At 43.5% G+C, this 24,014-nt stretch carries 23 protein-coding genes; 4 read left to right on the top strand and 19 right to left on the bottom strand.

Annotation, left to right across the window (positions count from 1 at the left end):
- Positions 1-17 precede the first annotated feature (17 nt).
- The 17 genes from radC to AC506A_RS26550 form a co-directional block, all read right to left on the bottom strand.
- Entirely contained in the window at positions 18-695 is a 678-nt protein-coding gene (radC, locus tag AC506A_RS26630) for a RadC family protein (RefSeq protein ID WP_495464033.1), read from the bottom strand.
- Between the two features lie 536 nt (positions 696-1,231).
- Positions 1,232-1,486 carry a hypothetical protein gene (locus AC506A_RS26625; protein ID WP_495464032.1) on the bottom strand — a complete coding sequence of 85 codons (255 nt, stop codon included), beginning with the start codon at positions 1,484-1,486 and terminating at the stop codon, positions 1,232-1,234.
- Positions 1,487-1,509: 23 nt separating this feature from the next.
- Positions 1,510-2,073 (bottom strand): hypothetical protein, encoded by a 564-nt coding sequence (locus AC506A_RS26620; protein ID WP_495464031.1) that lies wholly within the window; start codon positions 2,071-2,073, stop codon positions 1,510-1,512.
- Between the two features lie 3 nt (positions 2,074-2,076).
- A complete protein-coding gene (locus AC506A_RS26615) occupies positions 2,077-2,421 on the bottom strand; it encodes a hypothetical protein (protein ID WP_495464030.1) in 345 nt (114 codons plus the stop codon).
- On the bottom strand, positions 2,422-2,709 hold the full coding sequence (locus AC506A_RS26610; protein WP_495464029.1) for a hypothetical protein: 288 nt from the start codon (positions 2,707-2,709) through the stop codon (positions 2,422-2,424). It abuts the gene before it with no gap.
- 245 nt (positions 2,710-2,954) lie between these two features.
- On the bottom strand, positions 2,955-3,131 hold the full coding sequence (locus AC506A_RS26605; protein ID WP_495464028.1) for a hypothetical protein: 177 nt from the start codon (positions 3,129-3,131) through the stop codon (positions 2,955-2,957).
- Positions 3,132-3,237: 106 nt separating this feature from the next.
- Positions 3,238-3,471, bottom strand: a complete 234-nt coding sequence (locus tag AC506A_RS26600) for a YgiT-type zinc finger protein (RefSeq protein ID WP_495464027.1) — start codon at positions 3,469-3,471, stop codon at positions 3,238-3,240.
- Positions 3,472-3,560: 89 nt separating this feature from the next.
- Complete coding sequence (locus AC506A_RS26595) at positions 3,561-3,944, bottom strand: DUF4258 domain-containing protein (RefSeq protein WP_495464026.1); 384 nt, start codon at positions 3,942-3,944, stop codon at positions 3,561-3,563.
- A 286-nt stretch (positions 3,945-4,230) separates the two neighbouring features.
- Complete coding sequence (locus AC506A_RS26590) at positions 4,231-4,668, bottom strand: hypothetical protein (protein WP_495464025.1); 438 nt, start codon at positions 4,666-4,668, stop codon at positions 4,231-4,233.
- A 2-nt stretch (positions 4,669-4,670) separates the two neighbouring features.
- Complete coding sequence (locus tag AC506A_RS26585; protein ID WP_495464024.1) at positions 4,671-6,521, bottom strand: glucosaminidase domain-containing protein; 1,851 nt, start codon at positions 6,519-6,521, stop codon at positions 4,671-4,673.
- 11 nt (positions 6,522-6,532) lie between these two features.
- A complete protein-coding gene (locus AC506A_RS26580; protein ID WP_495464023.1) occupies positions 6,533-9,532 on the bottom strand; it encodes a CD3337/EF1877 family mobilome membrane protein in 3,000 nt (999 codons plus the stop codon).
- Complete coding sequence (locus tag AC506A_RS26575) at positions 9,495-12,146, bottom strand: ATP-binding protein (RefSeq protein WP_495464022.1); 2,652 nt, start codon at positions 12,144-12,146, stop codon at positions 9,495-9,497. The genes AC506A_RS26580 and AC506A_RS26575 overlap by 38 nt, the downstream gene beginning before the upstream one ends.
- Positions 12,147-12,178: 32 nt before the next feature.
- Positions 12,179-12,583 carry a TcpE family conjugal transfer membrane protein gene (locus AC506A_RS26570; RefSeq protein ID WP_495464021.1) on the bottom strand — a complete coding sequence of 135 codons (405 nt, stop codon included), beginning with the start codon at positions 12,581-12,583 and terminating at the stop codon, positions 12,179-12,181.
- Between the two features lie 5 nt (positions 12,584-12,588).
- Positions 12,589-12,897: a hypothetical protein gene (locus AC506A_RS26565; protein WP_495464020.1), complete on the bottom strand. Its 309-nt coding sequence runs from the start codon at positions 12,895-12,897 to the stop codon at positions 12,589-12,591.
- 65 nt (positions 12,898-12,962) lie between these two features.
- Positions 12,963-14,087, bottom strand: a complete 1,125-nt coding sequence (locus AC506A_RS26560; RefSeq protein ID WP_495464019.1) for a conjugal transfer protein — start codon at positions 14,085-14,087, stop codon at positions 12,963-12,965.
- A gap of 15 nt (positions 14,088-14,102) precedes the next feature.
- Positions 14,103-14,489 (bottom strand): hypothetical protein, encoded by a 387-nt coding sequence (locus AC506A_RS26555; RefSeq protein WP_495464018.1) that lies wholly within the window; start codon positions 14,487-14,489, stop codon positions 14,103-14,105.
- 269 nt (positions 14,490-14,758) lie between these two features.
- On the bottom strand, positions 14,759-15,787 hold the full coding sequence (locus AC506A_RS26550) for a replication-relaxation family protein (RefSeq protein WP_495464017.1): 1,029 nt from the start codon (positions 15,785-15,787) through the stop codon (positions 14,759-14,761).
- Between the two features lie 574 nt (positions 15,788-16,361).
- On the opposite strand from AC506A_RS26550, the gene AC506A_RS26545 reads away from it, so the two are divergent.
- From AC506A_RS26545 to AC506A_RS26535, 3 genes are all read left to right on the top strand, one after another.
- On the top strand, positions 16,362-17,669 hold the full coding sequence (locus AC506A_RS26545; RefSeq protein ID WP_495464016.1) for a ParM/StbA family protein: 1,308 nt from the start codon (positions 16,362-16,364) through the stop codon (positions 17,667-17,669).
- Between the two features lie 39 nt (positions 17,670-17,708).
- Positions 17,709-18,227, top strand: a complete 519-nt coding sequence (locus AC506A_RS26540) for a hypothetical protein (RefSeq protein ID WP_495464015.1) — start codon at positions 17,709-17,711, stop codon at positions 18,225-18,227.
- Positions 18,228-18,393: 166 nt separating this feature from the next.
- Entirely contained in the window at positions 18,394-19,242 is an 849-nt protein-coding gene (locus AC506A_RS26535) for a hypothetical protein (protein WP_495464014.1), read from the top strand.
- Between the two features lie 379 nt (positions 19,243-19,621).
- On the opposite strand, the gene AC506A_RS26530 is transcribed toward AC506A_RS26535, so the two are convergent.
- Entirely contained in the window at positions 19,622-20,284 is a 663-nt protein-coding gene (locus tag AC506A_RS26530) for a hypothetical protein (RefSeq protein WP_495464013.1), read from the bottom strand.
- A 679-nt stretch (positions 20,285-20,963) separates the two neighbouring features.
- Between AC506A_RS26530 and AC506A_RS26525 the strand changes: the two genes are divergently transcribed.
- Complete coding sequence (locus tag AC506A_RS26525) at positions 20,964-23,231, top strand: type IV secretory system conjugative DNA transfer family protein (protein ID WP_495464012.1); 2,268 nt, start codon at positions 20,964-20,966, stop codon at positions 23,229-23,231.
- Between the two features lie 50 nt (positions 23,232-23,281).
- Here the strand turns inward: AC506A_RS26525 and AC506A_RS26520 are convergent, their stop codons facing one another.
- Positions 23,282-23,599 carry a hypothetical protein gene (locus AC506A_RS26520; RefSeq protein ID WP_495464011.1) on the bottom strand — a complete coding sequence of 106 codons (318 nt, stop codon included), beginning with the start codon at positions 23,597-23,599 and terminating at the stop codon, positions 23,282-23,284.
- Between the last annotated feature and the right edge of the window lie 415 nt (positions 23,600-24,014).

Raw genomic sequence — 24,014 nt, 5'->3', positions numbered from 1 at the left:
AGTTATCTATTGCCTCCTCAAAATTGTCCATTTTCTCTCAGACTGTAGTGCCGGCCATCACCGATAATCACATGATCCAGCAGTTCAATACCGACCAAATCGCCCGCTTCCGCCAAACGCTTTGTAAGCCCGATGTCTTCAGGGGAAGGGTTTGGATCGCCACTCGGATGGTTATGAAATGCGATAATCGATGCCGCGCTGCGACGGATGGCTGCCTTGAACACTTCCCGCGGATGGACAACGCATGAATTTAACGTTCCGGTGAATAGCGTTTCCTTGGCAATCACTTGGTTTTTGGTGTTTAAAAACACACAAACAAAGTGTTCAGCCTCGAGATACCGCATCTCGGTCATCATTAAATCCGCGCAATCCTTCGGGGTTCGTATAAGCACCTTATCTTCTGCATTGACGAAATATTGTCTTCTGCCTAGCTCCAACAAAGAGGCAAGATAGAATGCCTGCTTCTCATCGAGTCCGAACTTCATCGACAACTCGTACTCTGACATGGAAGCTAAATCCCGTAATCCGTTCTGAAGCAATTCATCTGCAAGCAGCGACAATGAGCGCTTCTTGGTGATTGGCTCCATTAAGAGAACAACAAGGTCACGGGTGCCAAGAGACTGTATTTTACCAGTCAAATAGTAGTTGTTCTTCACTTCTTTGACCGTATATTCGTTCAATTTTCCGATAGACATATGTGTATTACCTCCTGAAAATGAAATAAGGAGGAGCGTGATTAACGCCCCTCCTGGTGTTCTTATCGCGAAAGCAGTTTGCCGACGACGGTGTGCTTCTTCAATGACTGAAGCGCCTTCATCTTACGTTCTGCTTGCATCAATTGAACTTTACTCATATCTATGTCGCCCATACCATCAAGCTGAGGGTTCGCCCCCCGCGCCGTAGATGGCAGAGGGGCTTCCTCCTCACATAATGGTTTTATAATGAACCTTTCTATTACTGCCTGAGACTCTTAACGCGAAAGCAGTTTACCCATTACAGTGTGCTTCTTCAGCTCTTTCAGGGCCTTCAGCTTGCGTTCGATCTCCATCAATTGAACTTTACTCATATCTATGTCGCCCATACCATGCCGCGGGGTCACCCCCGCCAAAAAAACGGCAGAGGGGCTCCTCCTCACATTATGGTTTTGTGTAAATCGTTATCTATTGCCTCCATGCGTGTCGAGGAATACCTCGCACGACTTTGTCATCCTCACTTGAAGCCGCCAGAAGTGCTATTGAAGCGCGTTCTTGAGATGTGACTTCAATAGCACAAGGTCAACACCTTGCTGGACTGTTAAAAATGGCTGCCGAGCGTTAATCGCTAAGAGATTACTGCAAACTGATACGGGATGCGGATATCCCATTGCGGTCTCGCCGTTCATCCATTTTTCTTTGCAGGCAGCGATGTTCGCCTTAATGTCGGCTGGCATAGCGGACAAAAATGTTTCAATATTGCCCTCTTGAACCGGCGTGAGTGTTATATTCATGTCTTTTTCCTCCATCATATGAATTATCCTACTAGATCAAAGGTAATCTGATCGTCTGGCCGCGCGTAGCCGAGCATATTATGTTTCAGTTCATCGAGCCAGAATGAGTAGCGTTGGTGCTGAATCGCTTTTTTTACATCCCGGTGTCGGACTTCAAAATGGTAAACGTCCTTCATCGGGTAGAACGAAAAGTGATGCCCCTTCTCCTCTTTCGACCAAATCTTCGGAGAGGTTTCCTTATAGCCGTGGAGTGGCCGGAAATCGAACTGGTCAATGAGAACCTGCAGCCAGTTTACCGTTGTCTCCGCGAATTGGCTCATCGTAAAGAACCATTCCGACAAGAGGCGGTCCAGGCTGCCGGGATCGACCATACCCTCCGAACTCTCCCAGCGTAGCCAAAAGAACGATCGTTCCTTCGAGCTCACGCGTGGGCGATATTCCACCTGCAGCTGATGCTTACCCGCGGAGCGGGTCCAAATATCCCGCTTCGTCTGATCAGGGTGAAGACCGACTTGTTCAAGCGCGGGTAGAATGGTGTCAAGCGTACACTCTACCGACCATTTGAATGCTATGGATCGCAGCCGCATGGTCTACGCCCCCAAGCTGATGCCTTTGGCAATAGCTGTGCCAAGCGGCAGTATTCCGCGGTACTTCTTCCCGGCGCAGAGAATGGTCGCTTCGTCCGGCGTAAAGCCTTCATCGTGCAGCTGCTCGTTGATCATCGAAGACCAAACGAAAAGTTCTGCAGGCGAAAGAGACAGAACGTTAACCGGTACGATATGCGCGCCCTCTTCAACCTTAACGAGGCCATCGCCAGTCAAGGAATAGAGCACTTTGCCGAGTCCCCGGGCGATCTCGAGATTCTCTTCCATTCGAGACTCAAAGCCACCAAGATTAAGCAGCAGGCACACCTTCAATTGTTTGGTTGGTTTCATTTATATTGCCACCTTTCGGTTCTTTTTTCGTTTGGTCTCCACTGGGGGAACGATACCGAGCTTCTCGGAAATGCGATGCTTAAGAAAAAGCTCGAGGAGCTCTTGCTCGAACACATCAGCATCCTTTACGTTTACCCGCTTCCCGCGATCAGCTACAATGACCTCAATCGGATACTTCCGCACGATGTCAAAATAGACATGGTGCAGCGACTCATCCTTCTCGATAATTGCAAGTCCGCTATGGATCGGAAGCTTGTGTGCCAGATCGATACAAACCTTTTTAATCATCCGTATTACCTCCTATTGGCATAAAAAAAGAAGACGCCATTAAGCATCCCCCATGATCATCCCTAGAATGGATTGAATAACATTGAATAACCGTTAGCGACCGAAAATCAGCAATCGCTCAAGCAGGATCCAAGCACCAGCAACATAACAAAGAAACAAAAATACCGTCTGCTTCTTAGATGGACGTGGCATCAATCTTCATCCCTTTCTATATGTATCTATTACCTCCACAAAACCACATCTGCTTAGGCGCAGAATTTGTCTTGAATCTCTTGCATGGTGACATCGATATTCCCAAGAATGCTCAACTCATCAAGTACATGCTTGTACTTCTCGATCAGCTGCATCTCCTGGCCAATCATCCCCACACCAGAGATCGTTAGCAGTCCACCCGTATATGGGCGTTTAATGACGTTCGACAATGCGTTCTCCTCCCCATCGCTCCAAATAAAAAAGGAGAATAAATATGCGGCTAAAAAGCTGCAATCCATTCTCCATTATTCCGATATGTATTACCTCCAACAGCGACTAGGATTGGAAATTCGGCTGAATAAAATCCAGCGGATTAAACCGTTCCTTTAGCTTATCGAGCGATACGGTGACCGCTCCAATAATGCCATGCTTCTCCAGCAGCGCCTTATAGCCGTCCACGATGACACCATCACCAAGTGCAATTACCGTATCACACTCACATTTGCGAGCAGGTACGTCAATTACACTCAGAATGCCTCCATCAAACTCTACTTTTTCTATCGTCAGCATAAGCTGATACTCCCCTTTACACCGGTCACAATGCGTCATGAATATCACGCTCCTCATGAAAACATTGTACCATCGTTTTAAAAAACTCCCTAATTTTTACCCATGTTTTCTATCATCTCCGCATGTCGGGAAGCCGGCTGCGTACAAGTGATGACATAGAAGTTTCGAGTACTGATAATCCCGATGACGACAACGAACCATTCACCATTGAGACTTCTTCCGAGAATACACCGAGAAGGTGCAACGATACTAGAAGAACGCGAACTTCGCATTCGATTAGCCTCGCTAGAGTAACCTTCAACAATGGTACCGGTCAGAATGGCGCATGCTATGTCCGTTCGGTCAAAGCCGCGCATCTCAAGACGATCTTCCGTATAGTGCTTCGAGATATCCGTAACAAAACCATCAACTCCAGAAATACCTTTGCGGATACACTCCATCTCGTAAGGCCAATTGTCCTGACGATAGTTCATCTGTCTATTCCCTCCTTTGCATGCGTAATAGAACGCAAAAAAGCCCTGAGAATACAAAAAAGGCATAACCAAAGAAAGGTTAAGCTTTTCTAATCCCAAGGCGTTATCTAATATTGTCGTAATGACAAAGCTCCGTCTTCGCTAAAAAAAGGATTGGCGAAGAAAAAATAATGGTTACTCGTAATACCATCAGTATACTAGATATTACTAGAGTGGGCAATCATTCCAACGATTAAGCAGCTCGAAATAAAGAAATCCGGCTACCATGTTCGGCAGCCGGATAGGGTTAAGCACTCAATTGGAATATTGCATGAAGCGCGACGTACCTTGGCTCGCTGCTCGCCTTATCGTTCTGGATTTCAATGAAGAGATCGATCATAGCATTATCTGCGCCGCGGAGTGTTCGGATCCGCATCATCTTAAGCAGAAGTTGATGCATCGGCTCATACATATTAAGCGTCAGAGGGACATCCTGTTTATCAGGATAAACTGATGCATTTGCATGGAAGAAAGCGTCCTCGTGACGGTACACGATGTTTAGCGCCATTTCCGATTTAAGATCATCCGAAGACTGTTCCGGCAGTAGAAGGAAACGGAACAGTGTTGCGTCGTCCATATGCGTACCTGCCATATCAAGCCAGGATTGTACACCTTTAAAAGTGATCTCAAAATTCAACATCAAGCTCGATTCTACGAATAGGTCTACTATTGTTTGAGTACTCATCGTTAGTATTGCCCCTTTACATATTCGACGTGAGATACGTGCAGATCATCAGAGGAACTTGATTCTAGCGTTACCGATATTGCATCTGGCAAGTCTTTGATATAGACGCTAGGAGGCTCCTTATCACCTGAGTAAAATTGTACCACGTTTTTGTAATTTTCCAAATTTATGACCGGTTTTCCTGTGTACGGGTCGATTAGATTGGAATAAGTGGTTTTTACTTCGTCTTCCCCTGTTTCATCATTCTTTACGGTTTTTCGATTCACCTTTCGTCCATAAGTGCCGTATAGCTGCTCAATGCCAAATGTAATCGTAATCGCTTCTGACGTATTGGGCTTGGCCGGCGCATCCGGTTTGTCCTGTTCATCTTCAGTAGGCTGTGTCGGCGTTGTCGGCTGTGTAGGGACAAAACCATCATAAGGGACGTCTTTCCACGGTTCGCCGGTATCCGGATCGATGCCGCGGTCTTGGTCTAGGCTCATTAAATTATCGTTCATCATGAGCACTTTGAGCTTATTTGCATACTGATAGTCGGTCGCATACGTTGCGCGCTGGAGCTCGTTTGCCCATTCGTAGGGATTCTTCTTGGAGCGGGCGACTTTATATCTCCTATTTTCGATTAGAAAACGTGCATGGTCGTCAAATGATTCTTGAAAACTCGAATATGCGCGAAATCCGGCATTGATATGATAGGTACCGTTCTCATCCTGTTCGCTTGTCCCAGCATAGCAGACCGGTCCCTTCCACGAGGAATTCGCCTTGATTCCGAACACGTTATTACAGATGTCGACGTTCCCCCATGCCGATTCTAGGGCCATTTGAGCAAGCGTTACGCTAGCCTTTATTCCCGTTCGCTTCTCGGTATCCATGGCATACGGCGCCCATTGGATAAAAAACGAATTATGCAGCACGCCAACAGTTGTAGGTACAGTAATCGTGGGGCCGTACCCTCCTTCCCCACCGCCTCCACCCGCTCCGGACCCGAGCACAGTACCGGTGTTCATATCTCGCATGTAGATTGTTCCATTCGTGCTGAATTTCGGTGCCGCAGTCTCAACGTAAACATTACTGATATACAGCATGGGATTGGTTTTGAAGCCATACCCGTTCATTTCCGAAAAATTCACATCGTCGAATGCGTCAAGAGCAGCTTCTGTGGCAACATCTGTGATCTTGCTCATGAAGAGTACATACGGAGTCGGATCGGTTGCCTCTTTGCCGTCAGGTAACACCTCGAAATGTAAATGCGGACCTGTTGATCTCCCGGTATTCCCCGAAAGTCCGATAATCTGGCCCTTCTTTACGGTTTGTCCCACACCGACAAGCGCATTGCTCAGATGCAGATATCGCGTCAAGCCGGGCATCTCTTCATCCGAGCTTTCGATCGACACGCTAATCCCTGTGGTCTGAGAAAGTTCCGGGTCCGAATTTTGTGGATAATAAATCGTTTTGACTACGCCATCCTGGGCAGCCGATACCGGCGTTCCGATTGGCACACCGATATCGATTCCCGTATGAAAGCTATCTTCACCGGTTACAGGATGAACGCGCTCTCCAAAGCCATCCGTGATGAGACTTTCCAGATCTTGCTTGTATATCTGCGGCGGCAGGAACTTTTCGGTAAACACCGACTTGCTCGCAAACACTGATTGACCGGAAGAGATAATGACAGCAATGAAATAAAAGAAAAGGAAGATAGCAAGTAAGATAGCGTAAAGCCACCAGAATCCTGCAAGGTGGTTCATAAACGCGGAACGAATCTGCTTTTTGAGCTGATTAACCGCTTCTTTTTTAAGACGATCTTTTATGGCGGCGTTGGCATTCTTTAAATCTAACAGGTCTAGCTTGAACATGGATCAGCCCCCTACTCTACCGCAGGGCGGCGCTGATTCTTGTTTTTCGCTTGTTGTGCCGTGCGTGCGTTATTTTTCACCACGGCGTTCGTGCTTGCATTGACTGCAGCTTCCTTACGCTTCTTACCATTTGCCTTCTGCATGACCTTCAGTTCTTGATCCAGATTGGAGAGATCGTTAGAAACTTCCTGGGATACACGCTCCTTCAGTGTAGTGAAAACCTGAACCTTGGTTTCTGCATTAATCTCAAGACGGTCGCCAATGTCCATTTTCGTGCCAGCGGCAAGTTTTTCTTTCGCCTGACTCATAGCCTTTTTCATCGCATCAGGCATGTTGACTCTACCCATATCTACATGGACAGATGGATTAACCTTGGCTTCCGATAGTAAATTGACAGTATCAACAGTTCGGATGGTCGCTCCAGAAGTTTGGTTGACTACAATACGATCAGCAAACTCTTGCCGAGCGATGTTGTACTTGATCTTCTTATTAGACTCATCCATTTTTTGTTTGATACTAGATGGCACCTTCACATTGCTTAAGTCAACGCTAATATCCGACTGCGGTTTAACTACAGCTTTCAAATCAGGTGTCAAAACCATGCTAGATGTTGCCACAGCGGAAGGCATAGCTTTCATAACAAATGACGCAGATTGTGGAACATAGTTGTTCGTGTTCACTTCCTCCGACATTTGAACCTTCGGCACCGGTGCTGGTTTTGGAGGTCGTACCTGAATACCATCGGTTTTACTCAACATGGTTACTGCGTTCATCGGAACAGGTGAATCAACCGATTTGACTGGAATTGGTACTCCCCCATCTTGCACCGACACTCGTCTAAAGGCATCGTTTGCGCGAAGTAGGTCGTCTTTCTTTTGACCAAACTCAGGCATCGATTCAAACTTCGATGCATAGGAGATCCGGCCTTTACGCGAAGTCATGACTTCATTAACCTTATTGGTATTCGTTAGTCCAGCAGATTGGAAGCGCTCATCCATACGCTTTACGAATTCGGTATGCTGGACTGGTTCTCCCGTAGCGGCTGCCGTGTCGATCGCGGTTTTATACTCCACTTTATACCGCTGGAACATTTCGACCATGACGAAATCGTTAACGCTTGTCTCCACTTTCCTGTTTTTATTGAGCGTGCCGGCGCGCTGTAGTTGCTTAACGGCATCCTTCGGTCGGTTAACCATGAATGTAGATGCATTACGGATGGAATTCTCGTTCGAGTACATCGTCGCAGCAACCTGCTGGTCGTTCATATCATCGTTAACGCCTTGAGACAGGATTGCCTGACGAACGTCTCCTCCATCCTTCTTAATGTCAGAAAGACGCCCCTTCTCTTCATTCCACTCCTTATCCATGCCGCGGAACGGATTTTTGGTCCCGTTACGAAGGTTTTCATTGACCTTAGCCACATATGGCGTGTACTGCACCGGTTGTCCAGTTTCTTCAGAAAGCTGCTCGGATGCATCTTTTTCGCGCTGGTAACGGAGCTGCATACTAGCAGTCGTTGCATCGTTGAGGTTATCGCCTGCCTTGGAAATGGCACTCGGATTAAATGTACTCGGCACTCCGTCAGTTTCACGCTTGTTGAATACCCCACTGATTGCAGAGGTCCCTTTGTTGTAAAGGGAGCGGGTCATATTGCGCTGTGCCGCGTCGAGCATCGTGTTCTTCGCTTTGGCCGGCATCGGAATGTGACCAGCAGCTTTCGAAAAGATAGATCCGAGTTCGTCCTTGTATTTGAAAATGACGAAGATCATAATTGCCTCGAGCAGCATGCCGGTGAACCAGCCTGCTTTTGCTTTAACGGCAACAAGGTTATAAGTCATATGCCCAACGACGAGCGATAGATCTAAGAAGAACATCGTGAACACGGTCATTAAGATCAGACCAATCAGTTTAAGGAATTGCGTCCTCACGACAGATAAACCCGCTTCTCGCCCAGGTAATAATGAAGCAAGCAGTGTTACGGCCATAACCATGGCATGAATCAGAAACTTTAATCGAACATATATCGTCGCCAAGGACCAGAAACTCAATAATCCTATGATTACGATTCCGAATATCGCATTACAGAGGAGCACAATCATTTGTTCAGCGGACCGAATATCTCCCACTACAGGGTAGTAATCTTGTGCATCCTTCAATGCATCCTCTCTCGCTTCTGAGAAAGGTTTCGTGTTCAGTACTTTCGAGACTACCGCAGGGTGCTTCTCATAAGCGGAAGCGTCGTCGTATTGCAGCATGCCATACGGCTTCATGACGAGCTCCATCCACACCTGTTCGCTAATGGCCTGAACTCCTGTGGTCGTCGAAGTGCTCAGTCCTCCGGGCTTTGCTAACCCCGCATACATGGTCGAAGCAATTTCATTCCCAGTGGTGTTGAGGAATTTCAAGAAGGTGCCTGCTTGCGTGAAGAAGGCCAATGCAACGACTAGAGCGATGACAAATGAGATTATGGTTTGGAAAGAGTCCAAGAACCGTAGACGAACCATCTGCCAAAGTACGGCTAATGTCGTTATTGAGGCAAATACACCAAACATACCGCCCCACAGCCCGCTACCTACCGTTCCATTATTAATGCCGGATATACTTTGAATGATATCTGTCGCCCCATCGATGAGGCTATTCATATAGGAGAACGTGAACGCTTCTCTTGCCATAAAGTTAAAGAAGCGGGTTATCTGGACACCTATTAAAAAAATGCCGGACAGAACGGTATCATAAGCGCGGCTTGTCGTATCGTTTACTTTTGCTCCTACCTGCCAGAATTGCCGATCGGGCGTGACAGTCTGAAACGAATAATGGGAAGCGGGATACTTGTTGTACAGGGTGTTGGATGTATTGTCACTCGGGATCATCTCATCCATTGAATCAGCGTAAACGGCGCTTGCCGAGACAACAAAAGCAAGTAGAAGCGTCATGGCTACGCTTAAGACGAGGAGCGACCGTTTAGAAGGTCGTTTAATCTTCCGAATCTTCATCATCATCCTCGTAATCATCCAAGTCCTCCCTTCCAGCAGCGACTTGAGCCTGATGCTGTGCAAATCGTTCAAGCACTGAGAATGCAGTCTCTTCTGGCATGACCTCTTCATCAGTTGAAGTCTCAGGTGGACGTGTGTCGAAGCATTCGAATAGATGCTGGAACACGACATCTACGGTAAGAACTCCAACACGGCCGTATATATCTTGCATGAGACACTGACCATTTTCGAGATTCTTAATTAAGTCAATATTCTCTTGCGTACGTTCCATACCGAAATAAGCGAGCGTGTTCTTGATTTTCTCGGTATCCTGATCACGAAATGCGAACTTCATGCCTATGTTCCCGGCAAGTTCTCCTGCCATATCAGTTGGATTCTGAGTCGCAATACCAAGACCACCATTCAGGGAGCGTCCCGTCCGGATAACACGGTTGGCCATCTCCTTACCAATCTGCGTCGCAAGGATTGCCCAAGCTTCGTCCATATTGGCGAGAGTAAAGATCCCACGGTCAAAGTAAATAAAGGAGTCCATGAATGCACCGATGGAGTACATCGTTGCAATGGACATTTTCTCAATTAACGAGTAGTTTGCCGGCGACTTGTCTACCGGAGGCATCTTTAAGTTCTGAACTTGCAGGATGTTGAGTGCATAATCCATGTTGATGGACTTTTGCTCACCATTCCCAAATAGCAGCTTGGCGAACGAGAGATCTGCAAAGCTGTTCAGTACTTCTGCGATGACAGCAGCTTCCTGGCGTGTCTCCCCCATTTCACGAAGGATATCAATGCATTTCGTAAGATATGGTTTCGGTTCTGTAGCAACACGCATAACCGATTGCGAGATATAGCTGTAGCCAATCGTATCGGTTTTTACGGAACTGAGGTATGCAAGAATGTCCATTGCGGATTCTTTGGCATCCTCGATGTTTTTCAACATGACGAACGGATCAAGTTTACCTACATCCTCTGGTGCAGACGAGAGAGTTGCTACATTGATTTGCCCATCAAGCTCTGGTAAATGGCTCGGCCAGTGGGAGCGCTCACCCTTCGGATCGAACATAAGCGTTTTCCCGCCGTTTATTGCATTGTGATAACCAAGCAGATTCATCAGAACTGATTTACCGCCACCTAGTGTACCGGTAATACTAAAAGATGGGGAACGGTTTATTTGACTGGCATGGCGAAGATCGACATAGACCGGGTTTTGGAGCATTCCGGTGGTGCCAATATAAAGGCCCTTACCATCACCTAAGTCTTGTGTCGCTCCAATCATCCCGGCAGCGAGTGTCTCAGGTGGGATCCGCTGAATGTAATCCGAGACGTAGCGGGGCGAGCCCGGGATAAAGTCATTGAATAGGAGCCATTGATCTCCTGCAGGCAACTCGATTTGAATATTGCCGAGATCCTTAAAATGATCCTGAAATATCCTCACATTACTCTTAAGCAAGTTAAGGTCGGTATGATAGAGACCAAAGGATACATGCGTAACAAATGTCGGGTTCTTCCGCTTCTTGTATTCATCTTCGAGATAAAGTGCTTTCTCCTGCTTCTCCTGCAGATCTAGGGGCACCTGCGCATTCGCTTCTTGAATGTTTTTAACCTGGTTATCGATATCCATCTTCTTGCGGCTTAGCTTTTTGATAGCATCTCGAGCTTCGAGGACTTCCACCTTAATGCTCATTTGGACGGGGAACGGCATTGTCGCAGCACTATATAACCATTCACTACCCGGGTGTTCCATATTGTCAGGAAGATCAGATAGCGCTAAATATGCATGATGGATGGTCTTCTCCTCCCCATCGTGCGGCTGCGTAACTGTTACACGGCGAGCGCTACTTGTATCGATATCCCCTTCAGTGAGAGTGAGCAACTGTCGAGGATCATAGAGAAATGTTTTAAGTCCTCCCCGAGTGCCCTTTGTCTTCTTAGGGCTCCATCCATCGATATCGGATGAGCGAAGTGAAGGCTCAGCGATTCCCCACCAGAAATTGCGCTTCAGCAGCCATTCAATCTTTTCATGCGTAACCCGCTCCACCTTCAATTTTCTAGTGAGGCGATCATAGATTTGACGCTCCTTGATGCTATATGCCTGCCATTCGTGTTCAAATATCTCGGGTTCATTCATCCCAGAAAAGTTCTCTATGGCTCGCTTTGGATGGAGGATTAGTTTCTTCAATTCAAGAGCGACAGTTCCGATTTGTTCAACCAAGTCTTTCGCTTCGTTCTTAGGCAGGTAGACTGCTATGAATGCGCGATAATCTGCATTATTTGTTCCGGAAACGGCATTGTATCGCTCATTCAGATAGCTATCCATTGAATTAATGAATTTAGCCCCCCAGTTCCTCATGGGACCTTGGAGACGCTCTTTCAATCGCTCATGATGTTCGGTGATGTTATGCGTGCGCGGAAGCCATAAGATATGAAACTTGTCCGTTAATAGGGAGAGAAATGACGTTTGCGACACCAACTTGTCAATCTTTTGCTGATCACTAAGGTAATCATAAACAAAAGAATCGATTTCGTAGATTGCCCAAACCGATTTATCGTGATTAAAAATTAGATTTCCCTCGTAGTACGATACAGGAAATTCAACTTTCACTTTATTTACTTTCTTTTTTGCAGCTAGTGCCAATCATAAGACCTCCTTGTAAAAAGAGGAGCGCGCTAAGCACGCTCCCTCTCGGTGCGATATACAACTTTGCTACCATACGTGTAATGCTTCAAGTGCTCAAATTTACGATACCGGTGAAACCGCTTTGGTCGCATCCAGTAGAAAATCATACTGAGCAGCCATTTGTGTGGAGCCTTCCCGTCCAGTTTTTGTTTAGCTATCAACCACGTACATCCTACCGGAAAAAAGAGGTGTGTGTACGAGCCGGGAACGAAGAAGAGAACGGTTTTTCCAAGAATCCAAAAGATGATTTCAACCACGAAGAAAATGGCGATGATCCTGAGGTTTGCGGGCATCGGCAACTTCTTGCCTTCTAATGCGTAAATAACAAATTCCAAATTCCAAATTCTTGTGTAGTTCGATACGGTTACGCGGGGCGAATCATTCTTTTCACTCATAAGCTTTAAGCGACAAACGCATCGTAAAGCCTCTTAGCAATGTCCTTAACCCAAGTCCAGTTCATGAAAATGGCTACAACGATAGTGAGTGCGAACACACTTGCCATTTTGAACCAATCGCGTGTGATCAGGAAGTATATTCCGATTGCGGCAATTACACCAGGGATTAGACCGTTGACATTGCTGGTTAGTGAATCCCCTAGTTTTTTACCTGGAGGATCAGCGGCGAATACAGCTTGTGCAATTGTCGAGAACATTGCGATAGTAAGCAGAACAACTCGTACTGCGAGATTCTTGGATACGTTTTTTTTCATTGAGGAAATCTCCCTTCGGATGTTTGTATCATATTAGTTAATTAATTATTTAGTAATATAATATACTACTGTTGGTCTGTGGTTGTTGCCGGTTGAGTCTCCGTGCCGGCTGGATCAATCTCTTGTGAAGCGGGTTCATTTTGATTTGACACAGTATCATTGTCTGCATTCACTGGATTAATGCCATTAGACAGTACGTAGAGCCTACCATCTTGTTGCTCGACTTCGAGTGTCCATGAGTTGGTGAATACTTCGCCAATATCACTATTCACGAGGATGTTCGCGACAATGCGATATTTCGTAGGTTCCCCTATTCCACCTTGAATTTCGATCATCTGCATACTGTCCAGCTTTTGGTATGTAAACTCGGATTTCAGAGTACTCTCAGGTGCCTTTACGCTTTCTGAATAGAAGTAGCGCAACTGCCCTACATTACCCTCATACCATGATCGCAGATAGCTATCGGCAAGATCGGTTCCCTTTTTTAGTAAGTCCTCGTCTCCCACTACTTTTACGGAATCCGATTTATCGACTGTATCCCCTCTCTGCTGCTCTGAGATAAAACGTGGATATGTCTCAATCAGAGGTCCGTCAACAGCTAGAGTAACCGGTACGATCATATACGCTTTCTTGTTCACTATTGGTGGAATTTCAGCCTTACCCTGTGCATCGAGCACCTGATCGGGTAATTGCTGTACCTCACGCCAAATCGCAATCGTTACATCTACATGAGAAGAGTCGATTTGGTTCGTAGCGTAGATCTCAGCTGATGTAACTTTACTGGAACCTTTAACATCGAAATTCTTTAACCCCATATCAGGGTCAATGCCCTTAACGAATTTGGAGAGACGCTCAGAACGGTCGTTCACAAATTTCGCATCCCATGTAAAGTATTCCGTTGCAAAGTCAACAGCGAACCCTTTGGCTGAATCGGAAACAATCGGCGTTGTATTTCCTTGTACGATCGTCTGGTTAATAGTCCGATTTCCCTGAGCAAATGCAATTGCACCTCTGAGGATGATGAGACTCATGAATATCCAGAAAAATGTACGAAGTACTTTTTTGCCGGCCATTGACTTTGGTGCTCTTGGCTTTATGGACTTATCTTTAAGCGGTTTCTTATCTACCGCTTCTTTCAGCTCCTCTTCAGCCTCGCCTTTACCACTATTCTTTTTTTTGAAAAGCGCCAATCCATAATCACCTGCCTATTGCTGTTTTTTCTTAGAACTGCTTTTGTTTCCATTGACGAGTATTCCCACTACGATCAATACGACTGAAATGAAAATGATCGCATGCTTTGCATCGAAGCCCAAGATCCAATTCCAGTACTCCACAATACGATTCCAGATACCTGGTGCCTTTTCGGCCACAGCTGCTGAAGCATCGTCCATGATTCCTGCAACTTTCTTATGAGAGTCATCCATTTCCTTTGGCTTATCAGCTGGAGCTGGTTTTGACGTGGGAGCTGGTGTCTCCACCTTTTGCGGTTCTGGTGCAACTTTTGAAGCGGGATCACGAATCAAAAGAACCGCAACAATAAGCGCAAAAATGATACCGACGCTCGCGATGACGACCTTCTTGTTTTTACTCAATCGCTCACCTCCTCCCATGGCGAGTCGTATGTTAGATTATCAATAATATAACATATCACTATACTAATTAATATACTACTATCAGCAAAATGAAGAGCTAGTTGCTTACGATTAATCTCAAGTTATTACGCTTTTGCTGATTCTGATTGGTACGTTGCTGGTAAGTCCGCCCTTTTCCACTTGTAATTAAACGCTGTTGAATTTTAGATACCTTAACGAATCCATATGCCCGCTTCATCTCTGGAGTCATGTCCTCGTATTTCATCTGGTTAACCTTCCTTCCTCCCTGCCGGCTTGAATCGCTCAGTCAGTATATCTTGGATGTTTCGGCCGACAAGCACTTGAGTATCGAATCCCTTGAAAACAACCTCCGCAGCTGCTCGGATATTTATTAATCTCGTATCATAAATTGCATCCGGTACGATAAAAGCGATTATCCCATATCTCTGTTCCTCCGGAGAATTTTTGTGATGCATGAGTGCTTTGTACCGTTGGAGCTTATTCTCTATTGATACCTGCTGGTCCGTCGATTTAGAGAATGGCGACCTTCGGACAGGCTCTGTCGATCGATCATACTCAATAAAGTAACGCTGATCACCGAGACGGAAAATAGCATCGGGTCGGACGTCAATATTGTAATCTTTATTTGAAATTAGTGATGTTGAAGGGTACCAATCCCATCCTTCGAATTGCTTCTCTTCTTTGAGGTATTCGAGAAGAAAATTGTACTTCAAGTCGAGATAAACTTGTGCTAGGCCCCACATATGGTCCTTTCTTGCCCTTTGCATATCAATCTCAAGTTTAGATAGTTTGAAGGCATCATCATCAACATTTTCCGGCCTGATCTTGTGCTCAACTGCACGCAATCCATTTCTGGTCAGGTAATACCACGTTTCTCCCTTGACTCGCTTTCTTAATTCCGGAGCTTTGCTTAGTTCCTCTGGATTTGGATTTGATTTCTCTAATACCCCATTGAGGAAGAAATGCTGAAATCTACGTCGTGCCTTTAAAGTAGCTTTTTCCATATTTTTGGCATCCATGCCTTTTCGTTCTTCTTCTGTTGCATTGTCATAGCCGGGGAATTTTACACGTGGATCCTGAAAAAAGTAAAGATCACGTGCTTTGGAGATAGGCATACATCTACACTGATAAATATCTTTCAATATGTTCCAGTCATGTTCACTCAAGCGTTCAATACAAGATCCGAACGATGCTTCATTTGGCGTACGTACCTTTCGCTTTTTCACCTCCCCATGAACCGAGTTCAATTTGAAATCTCCACTCTCTCTTTCTCCCATCAACTTTCAACGCTCCTCTCACAACATTCCTGGCGACGGAAGCAAGATTCCGAATCACCATTTTTCAGTATTAGTCGTGAATTCGTGTGGTTGCGAATTCCTTTAAACATATGACTTTCAACGATAATCTAACAAAAACAGGGTAACATTGTAAAGCTTGATATAGCATCAATTGTGGAGACAACAGTGAAACCAATAAAGAAACTAATAAAGAGACAACGATGAAACAGATATTCAATCTAATGTTAATCGTGCTCTGATTATCATAATGAATTGTGATAGACCATAAAATAAGGCTCCTCCCCGTGGCAACTTTCCGAGTCTCAAATGTATGTAAGATCATTCATATAACTAGTAAGAAGATCATGAATACAGAGTGCAGCAGTATGGAATTTTGGAATTATGACCGTAGTCAAATGAGGAACTGAGGGATGAAGAAACAGAAGGTGGATTATAATTCAGTATAAATCGAATTAAAATACGATTATCAATATATCTAAATCTGATTTGACTGTGATATAAAAAAGAAATACAATCGAAGTAGAATGATATATTATCCTTGGGAGGAAAAAGTATGAAACTTCATTCGAACGCAGCATTTGACTTTGGTAATTCCGAACTTGATGCATATGTAGATGGTGTATTGATTACTCAACCTAACGTATTTGCGGTTGCTGGTAGAAATCCATGGGCTGACGATGACTTAGATGTTAAGAAGAATCTAGCGGATATTTTCGAGAATATTGTTGTATCTATCATCTCCCCTGCCCTTCGCACTGGAATGTACGTGGTTGGCCGGCATGCGATGAAGACATACGGGGATGCGGTAACTACCCTTCACGTAAAAGGAAACAACCCTAAGTCAGATCAAGAGGTCCCATACGTCAATGGTCTGGCGATTCTAGCTGCAAATGCAGTAAAACGTGCATTTGAGTCGGGCAAAGAAACTTCCGATATCGAATTAACCGTTGATGTGGCTGCTGCACTTCCAGTTAAACAGCATACTCCGTCGAATATCGATACCATGAAAAAGAAGTTTATGGACGGATCGCATACGGTTTCTGTTCATCTTGGATTAACCAAGAAGGTGGATGTTAAGATCATCTTTGAATATGTTCACATTCTTCAAGAAGGATCACCACCGGTCTTTGCTCTTCAAATGAACAAAGTTGGAGATTGGAGAACCGGCGGTTATGAAGTACCAGCTGCATCTGAAGCCCAATCCGGTTTGTTTACGGAGTTTGCGGCTACATATGACTTACCTGCTGACACTGATGGAAGCTACCTTGATGGGAAGAACATTCTCCATCTTGATCTAGGTGATGGCACTGCAGATAGTCCATTCACCAAAGGTGATGCTGTAGATAAGGACTTCTGTAGTGGTGTAAATCATGGTGTTGGACACGCCATAACTGATTCGGTAAATGATCTACTTGAAGCTACACCTGGCGTCTTTAATTCACTGTCCCGCCAACAATATAGCGATATCCTACGGAGCCAATTCGCTGGAAGAAAACATAAGTTCCTGAATGAGGCTCTAACCGCATTCCGTCCACATTGTGAGAACCAAGCAACACAAATCTTAAAGCATATTTCAGACCAAATTCTAAAGATTGGTGCTAACGAGATTGATATTATAGCTGTTTACGGCGGTGGCAGCATCCTCATGAGAGAAATCCTTGAGCCTAGACTTATTGAGCTCTGTGAAAAGTCGCGTGTTGAGCTCTTTTATGTACCGAGTAAATACGCTGTAACGTTAAATGCAGAAGGTCTTGATTTCTTCGTTCGCAGTAAAATTTATAAGTCATTGAAGACGTCCGCTCTTGGTACTGTGGCCACTTCGAAATCAAATAAAGAAGTAGCGGCAACTAAAGAAAAATAAACATGAAATACGACTATTCATGCTTTAGGGGGTGATTTCATGAAGCCTACACAGGCTGTTCCAGGTAAACCTATGGTTATGAAACTTAGAGATGATGAAGAGCAGATTGTATGTGAATGGTTAAATATGCAGACGGTTTACAGCGATTCGATGCGATACCTTATACAGAAGGAAATTGCTGAAAATGGTTTAAGAAACCTGCAATTAGTCATTCCGCAATATCGATCAGTTGAGAATCTGAAGGCAACGGTCGGTGCTCAGTATTCTGAACCAACACCTATCAGTAATCAGTCTCAGCCTCAAACTCAGGTCATCTTAGATGCCCAGACTGTTGTATCGAGCCCTCCCCCTCTTTCACCTGCTAATAGCGAGAGTGATAGTACAGTTGTTCCGGATCCTTTATCTGATACGACTTCTGTAATATCAGTTGAGCCAACAGAAATTCATCAAAGAGATGATTCAACGAGACAAGCAGCACCAATAGCATCAAGCGAAAATGCTACAAAGAGACCTCGGAAAGAAATTGGTGACGATGTTACCAGCTCTTACGCTAACTAAAAAAACCCCCACTTACCGCGAAAGTAAGTGGGGGTTTTTTTAGTATATTGTAAATAGCTAAGAATAATAAGGTATACCAGTATACCCAGTATACTAGATGCGATAATTTGTTATAATTATAGTAGTATGTAGTGCCGGAATTATTTCAAGATGGGAGTGCATTATTTTGGTGGATGATAAAAAAGACGAGAAGAAAACAGAATTAGCACAATATAAAGTATCTGAGAAAACGAAAGAAATTGCTGAATCGCAATTTAAAGCATCGGGGTTTGACGAGAAAGGAGATTATTTTCGTCACCTGCTTAGTCTATTCGATCTTCAGGAGCAAAAACAAGGAAACGCTGCTGGTTACAGCAATCTAATTGATGATCTCGGAAGACACACAAGGAGCATAAATGAGTTATTTTTGGCTGTGTTACAGACTGAAACATCAATTAGAATGGATATGGCTCAAACACATCAACTGCAACAAGATAAATCAGTTAATGAATTTTCCGCCGCCTTACTCGAAATTCAACAATTGAAGGCTACGATAAAAACTCGAGATGACGCTTTGACGGAATTGCAAAAATCGTTTGAGTCATTAAGCGACTCTAAGCTTCAACTTGATTCATTAAGAAAGAAGGATGAAGAGTTAGCCGAAGGTCATAAGAATCAAATTCGCGAGCTCTCCTCCCTCTTATCGGATCAGAAAGCAGCTGCAGATGCCGGCCGTTATGCTCAAGAAGAATCTAAGACCCTTCGTCTCGAATTAGAGAACGTTAACGAAGTAAACCAGAAGCTAAATAAAGAAATTGAGCAAATTAAAAATGAACACTTAAGCATACTGCAATCCGTTGAACAGAAGCACGCAGATGAAGTTGAAAAACTAATCGCAAGGGCTTTGTTGGATATGGATAGAGCTGTCTTAGAAGTTGAAAAGAGAATGCAAGCGGAACGATCTGCTGAAGCTGCTGAGCATGCTGATCGTTACCGAAAGCTTTTCGAACAATTGGATAGACAAGATAAGAACTGATATTATGTACGTTCCTAACCGTTCGGGGGTATTACACCCGGACGGTTCTTTTATTCCCCTTCTTCCTCTATCTCCACTTATATATTAATTAGATTACAATTGAATTAATATTCAATCAACATATGATTATACTACAATGCAATAAATCATCTGGTTTCAAGTGGATCAAATATGAATATGATTGAAATCTTATAATGATTTTATTGTAGTTCCATTTATATATGATTATAATTCAATTTTAATTAAATCATAATTAAATCATAATCATATATGTGTGAATTCGTATACATTTATTCTATTGTAGTGCATATGTTGGGCAACTGTAGTGATCGATTAGTTGACATTAATAAAAAAAGACGCAACATGTGCGCCTTTTGTTCTAACTATATTCTTTTTCTAGTGCTGCTTCCATATGCGCCTGGACGTAATTCCGGATGAACTCGGATCGCTTCAATAAGTCCTCTTCTTTTTTGAAGATCCCGACTTTCTTTAAACGCTCATTGTCAGGTAATTTGGACCACTCTTCAATTGCTTTATCTTCTAACTTAAACTGTATTCTGCTACGCGATAAAGCATCGTTCAGCTTCTCAGCTCGGATATCTTCTGGTGTTTTCTCTGGCGGGAGTAACTTGCGCTGCTCTTCAAGTAAGAGTGCTGTTTCTGCGACTAATTCATCTCGAAGTGTTAACCGCATCTGTTCAAGTTCCTCTTTAAATCGAGCATCCATTTGTCGTCGGATTGCCTCAAGGTCAAGCAACTCCGCACTCCCTACTCCCCAATCAATAGGAAAAGGACGTAATTCGAAAACATCTGGTAGTTGTTCATAAATTAACTGCAAATTATATTTTTTTGCTCGTCCCTCACTAATGTATTTAGCAATCTCTAGATCGGTTTGGTCATAAACCTTCTCGCCGGCTACACGGTTCACATAGTGGATTCTCTTCTCTTCGAGGGTGTTGAACCATTGGTTAATGGTATTGTGATGTACACCCTCAACCAATTTTGAAAACTCCGATATCTTCCATACCTTCTCCAGCTCCAATTGACCCACTCTCCTATATATGTTGTGTTGAAATTGTAGTCAAAAGCAATTTATGTTGAGCACTTGTACTGCAATCATACACAAAATCCAGAAATAAGTCATTACATGTATTCAACATGTTGTTTGTCTGGTTGTATCAACCTGACGATATGTTGGTTACTGACAACAAACGGTGGACTACAAGGGGAATACTATGAAAATGACAAGGAATTGTAGTTAACAATACGGGAGTTATATGTAGAATATTGAATACAAACAGTAGACGATGGGTCTAATATAGGTGAAGAACTATTAATTTAAAGTTAACAACTAGTTGTGTATATGTGAAAGACATTATACATGGTGTGTACTTTTTGTCATTAACTTGTTTAGAACACAATACATTCGGTAAACTACAAGGGTTAAACAAGTAGACAACACTATACATTCAGTAGACAACATGTTGTGTGTGTATCGAAAGCTATCGAGAGTGAGTAACTAGCTTAGAGCGTTTGCAATAATATCGAACATGACAAAAGTCAGTGTGTAATATAATATATTAGTTAATTAATATACTACTATAATCGGAGGTGGTCATCTGAAGTACGTAGGGATGGTAATCGGAGGGATCGTATCTGCAATTGCGCATATGATTGCTTTCATGTTCAAGAATATCTATATACAAATCAGAAGGTATGCAATGGACCCGGCAAATATGAATGCAATTTGGAATATGCAGGCATTAAGCATATTAACGGTCTTGATTCTGTGTTTTTTATGGTTAGTAGGGAGATATCAGGATTTATTTTATGGAGTAGGGCATCCAGTGTTTTATCGTGTATTACCATTGCTGCTATCTTGTTTCCTTGGGCATCTAATCTACTCGAGTCCATTGGTATTCAAAAACACCTATGCGAAGCCTGTTGTTCAAACGTTCCTGAATGCATTAAGTGTTCTTGCAGCGGGTCAGATCTTGATGAGATACGTGCCTGGGTGGAAGGGGCTTGCAATATCATCAATTATGTTTTTTGGTACAATAGCGCTCACGTTATACTACACATTGCAAATTAATATTAGATCTACAGTATTCAATAGGCTTACAAGGGCTGCCGAAGAGTCTACTCTGAATATCAATACTTCAGGTAAGTTAGGAATTAGTAGACGAACGGGTGTATCGAGCGAGGATTTTGCATCTCTAGAAAAAGTTGACCTAAACAAGAAGGGATCTCTCAGCCATTTACGTTACTACTCTGAGGAATGCAAGTTAGAACTATTTCATACGGTTCCAACAAAGTACAGACAGAGCGAATTAATTACGTTGAATAGAGGGGATAGGGCGCAGCATCAACAAACCATTGGTGGTACTGGAGCTGGTAAAACATTACTCGCTACAACACTTGTTACACAGGATGTATTAAATGATTTTATGGGCACGACGATACTAGAACCAAAGGGCTCATTTATTAATCGTATGGCTAATTTTATGGAGCGTACAGGCCGGCCGTACCGGAGGCTAGATCCGGAATATCCCTTCACGGATTGCCTGAATCCTTTCTTTGTACCTGAAGGTGAAGACATAGAACCGATGATAGAAGCGAACGTCTCTGCATTTCACGGATACTTAGGCCCGGATGCAGAACAGTATTTTAAAAGTCGCTCAACTCAGCTGCTTAGAGTGGGTATTAAAGCGTTGAAGATCGCTAAGGGAAATGAGTGTACCTATAATGATCTTAATCGTCTTATTCAACCGATTAATGATGATTATCGCGCAGACATTATGTCGGAATTCATCGGCCGAGAAGCTGAAGTACCTTTGCTGTTGGAATATACACGGAATATGGCAAGTGGAGGGAAGCTTCAAGAGCATGCAATGCAAACATATTCGGGTTTGTATGATTACTTAAGCGAGTTAACTGGTAGTAAGTATATCCAAAAGATTTTCTGCGGCACATCTACATTCAACATCGATGATGCACTAAGAAATGGAGAAGTTGTGTTAGTTAATGGTGCTTACGGTAAACTTCAAACTTTGACGTATACGGTAGGACGTCTTTATCTAAATCTGCTGAGAGCTAGTACATTTAGACGAGACTTGAGTGGAAAGGTTCGTCCACATCAGATTACGGTGGATGAGATTGAAATGTTCGCTGACGAAGAATTTTCAACGTTTCTTGAAATGGCACGAGAATTTGAAGTTTATGTCAATGTTATTCACCAAGGAAATGTTCAACTGGAAGACGAGAGTAAGCGTCTTGCAGGAATGGTCAAGCAAAATGCTGTTCAGAAGTTCATTCTAGCTGGCTTGGATAATGAGGACGCAGAATATTATGCGGACATGATTGGTGAAGTGTATCAAATTGGTCAGAGTAGTGGAACTGATGAGATGTCGACAACTGGATTTAAGACGCAATTGAAAGAAGAGAAGCGTTATCGAGTCCTACCAAGTGAGATTACTGGTCTTAAGGGATACAATCCAGAAACAGGCGCTCCTGGTGAATGTCTATTTAGAGGGGTACATAATAATGTTCGGATGGATCCCGTCATCGGACTCATTTATCCTTTACCACGTAAATTATTTGAACCACTTAGCGAAATGGATTCAAGTGAAAGCGACAATATAAGCATTGACCAGAACGATAGACAGGAGGACGACCATAAATTCGATCCTGCAGAAGAACTTGTAGAAAATGAACAGCATGTAATCCAGCCAGGATCGATGAAGAATAAAGTAACCGAGAAGTTAGATCGAATAAAGCAAAAGGGAAAGCAAGCGGCAGAGGAGACAGATAAACCTAACAGTAATCTTCAACCAACCGTTGTACGTAATTCTGCATGGGATAGCGATGACGAGGAAGTAGACGGTGGGAGAGAGGAGCATCAACAGAAAGCTTCTACAAACAGAGCACTAAATGAACTTGAAGAGAGATTAGCGCAACGAGCTGAAGCTGCTAGAAATAGTTCGAAATAAAAAGAAGACGATCCATATGGGTCGTCTTCTTTTTGAAATTTATAGAAGGACTAATCTTTAAATTCGGATTCAATTACATCCAAAAAAGTGTCTTTGAACATCTCATAAGCATTGTGTCCAAGTGGAGTCATGGCGTATAACTTTTGTCTGCCGGCAGAGTTGTATACAGCTAGGCCAAGAGCTTCAAGATGTATAAGAGCAAAGTTAAGCTCGCCTCGACGAACCCCAGCTTTTAGTGACAAATCTTCTTTGTTCCAATCTCTCTTGACTAGAGCATTCATAACCAGTCGCGGTCCATTTGGTAAGTTTTTTATCATTTTTTCTAAATAAGGTTGCAAAGAACCTTCAATTTTAAAGTCGAACGACATGACGACGAAGCACTCCTTTTCAATAGACATATACTAATTAATATAGTAACACATTAGTAGTTTAATTAATATACAACAATAATACCCCGTTTGCACGATCGGTATACCATTTGTAATAAATTGGCATCAAAATCGAGCGGAAATTGATGGTATTATAGTTGGGGGATACAACAGAGATTCAGAAGTTATCAAGACATAGAAACGCTTTCGAGAATCAAACGTGATATTTAAGATGAGGAGAAGGAAGAATATGGGACAGCACTTCTTAACAATTATCCTATATGTCATTGCCTGGAGAGGCTTAATCCTCATCGGCTATAGTTTATACGGCCTTTATATTAAAGATTCGAAATTATGGATACTAAGTTCGATATTAAGTTTGATTTCAGCAGAGACTATAGATGTTCATAAAGTG

The sequence above is a fragment of the Paenibacillus sp. N22P23 genome (assembly GCF_059383735.1).
Note: the sequence above shows the minus strand (reverse complement) of the source record. Positions and strands in the feature narration are given on the sequence as shown.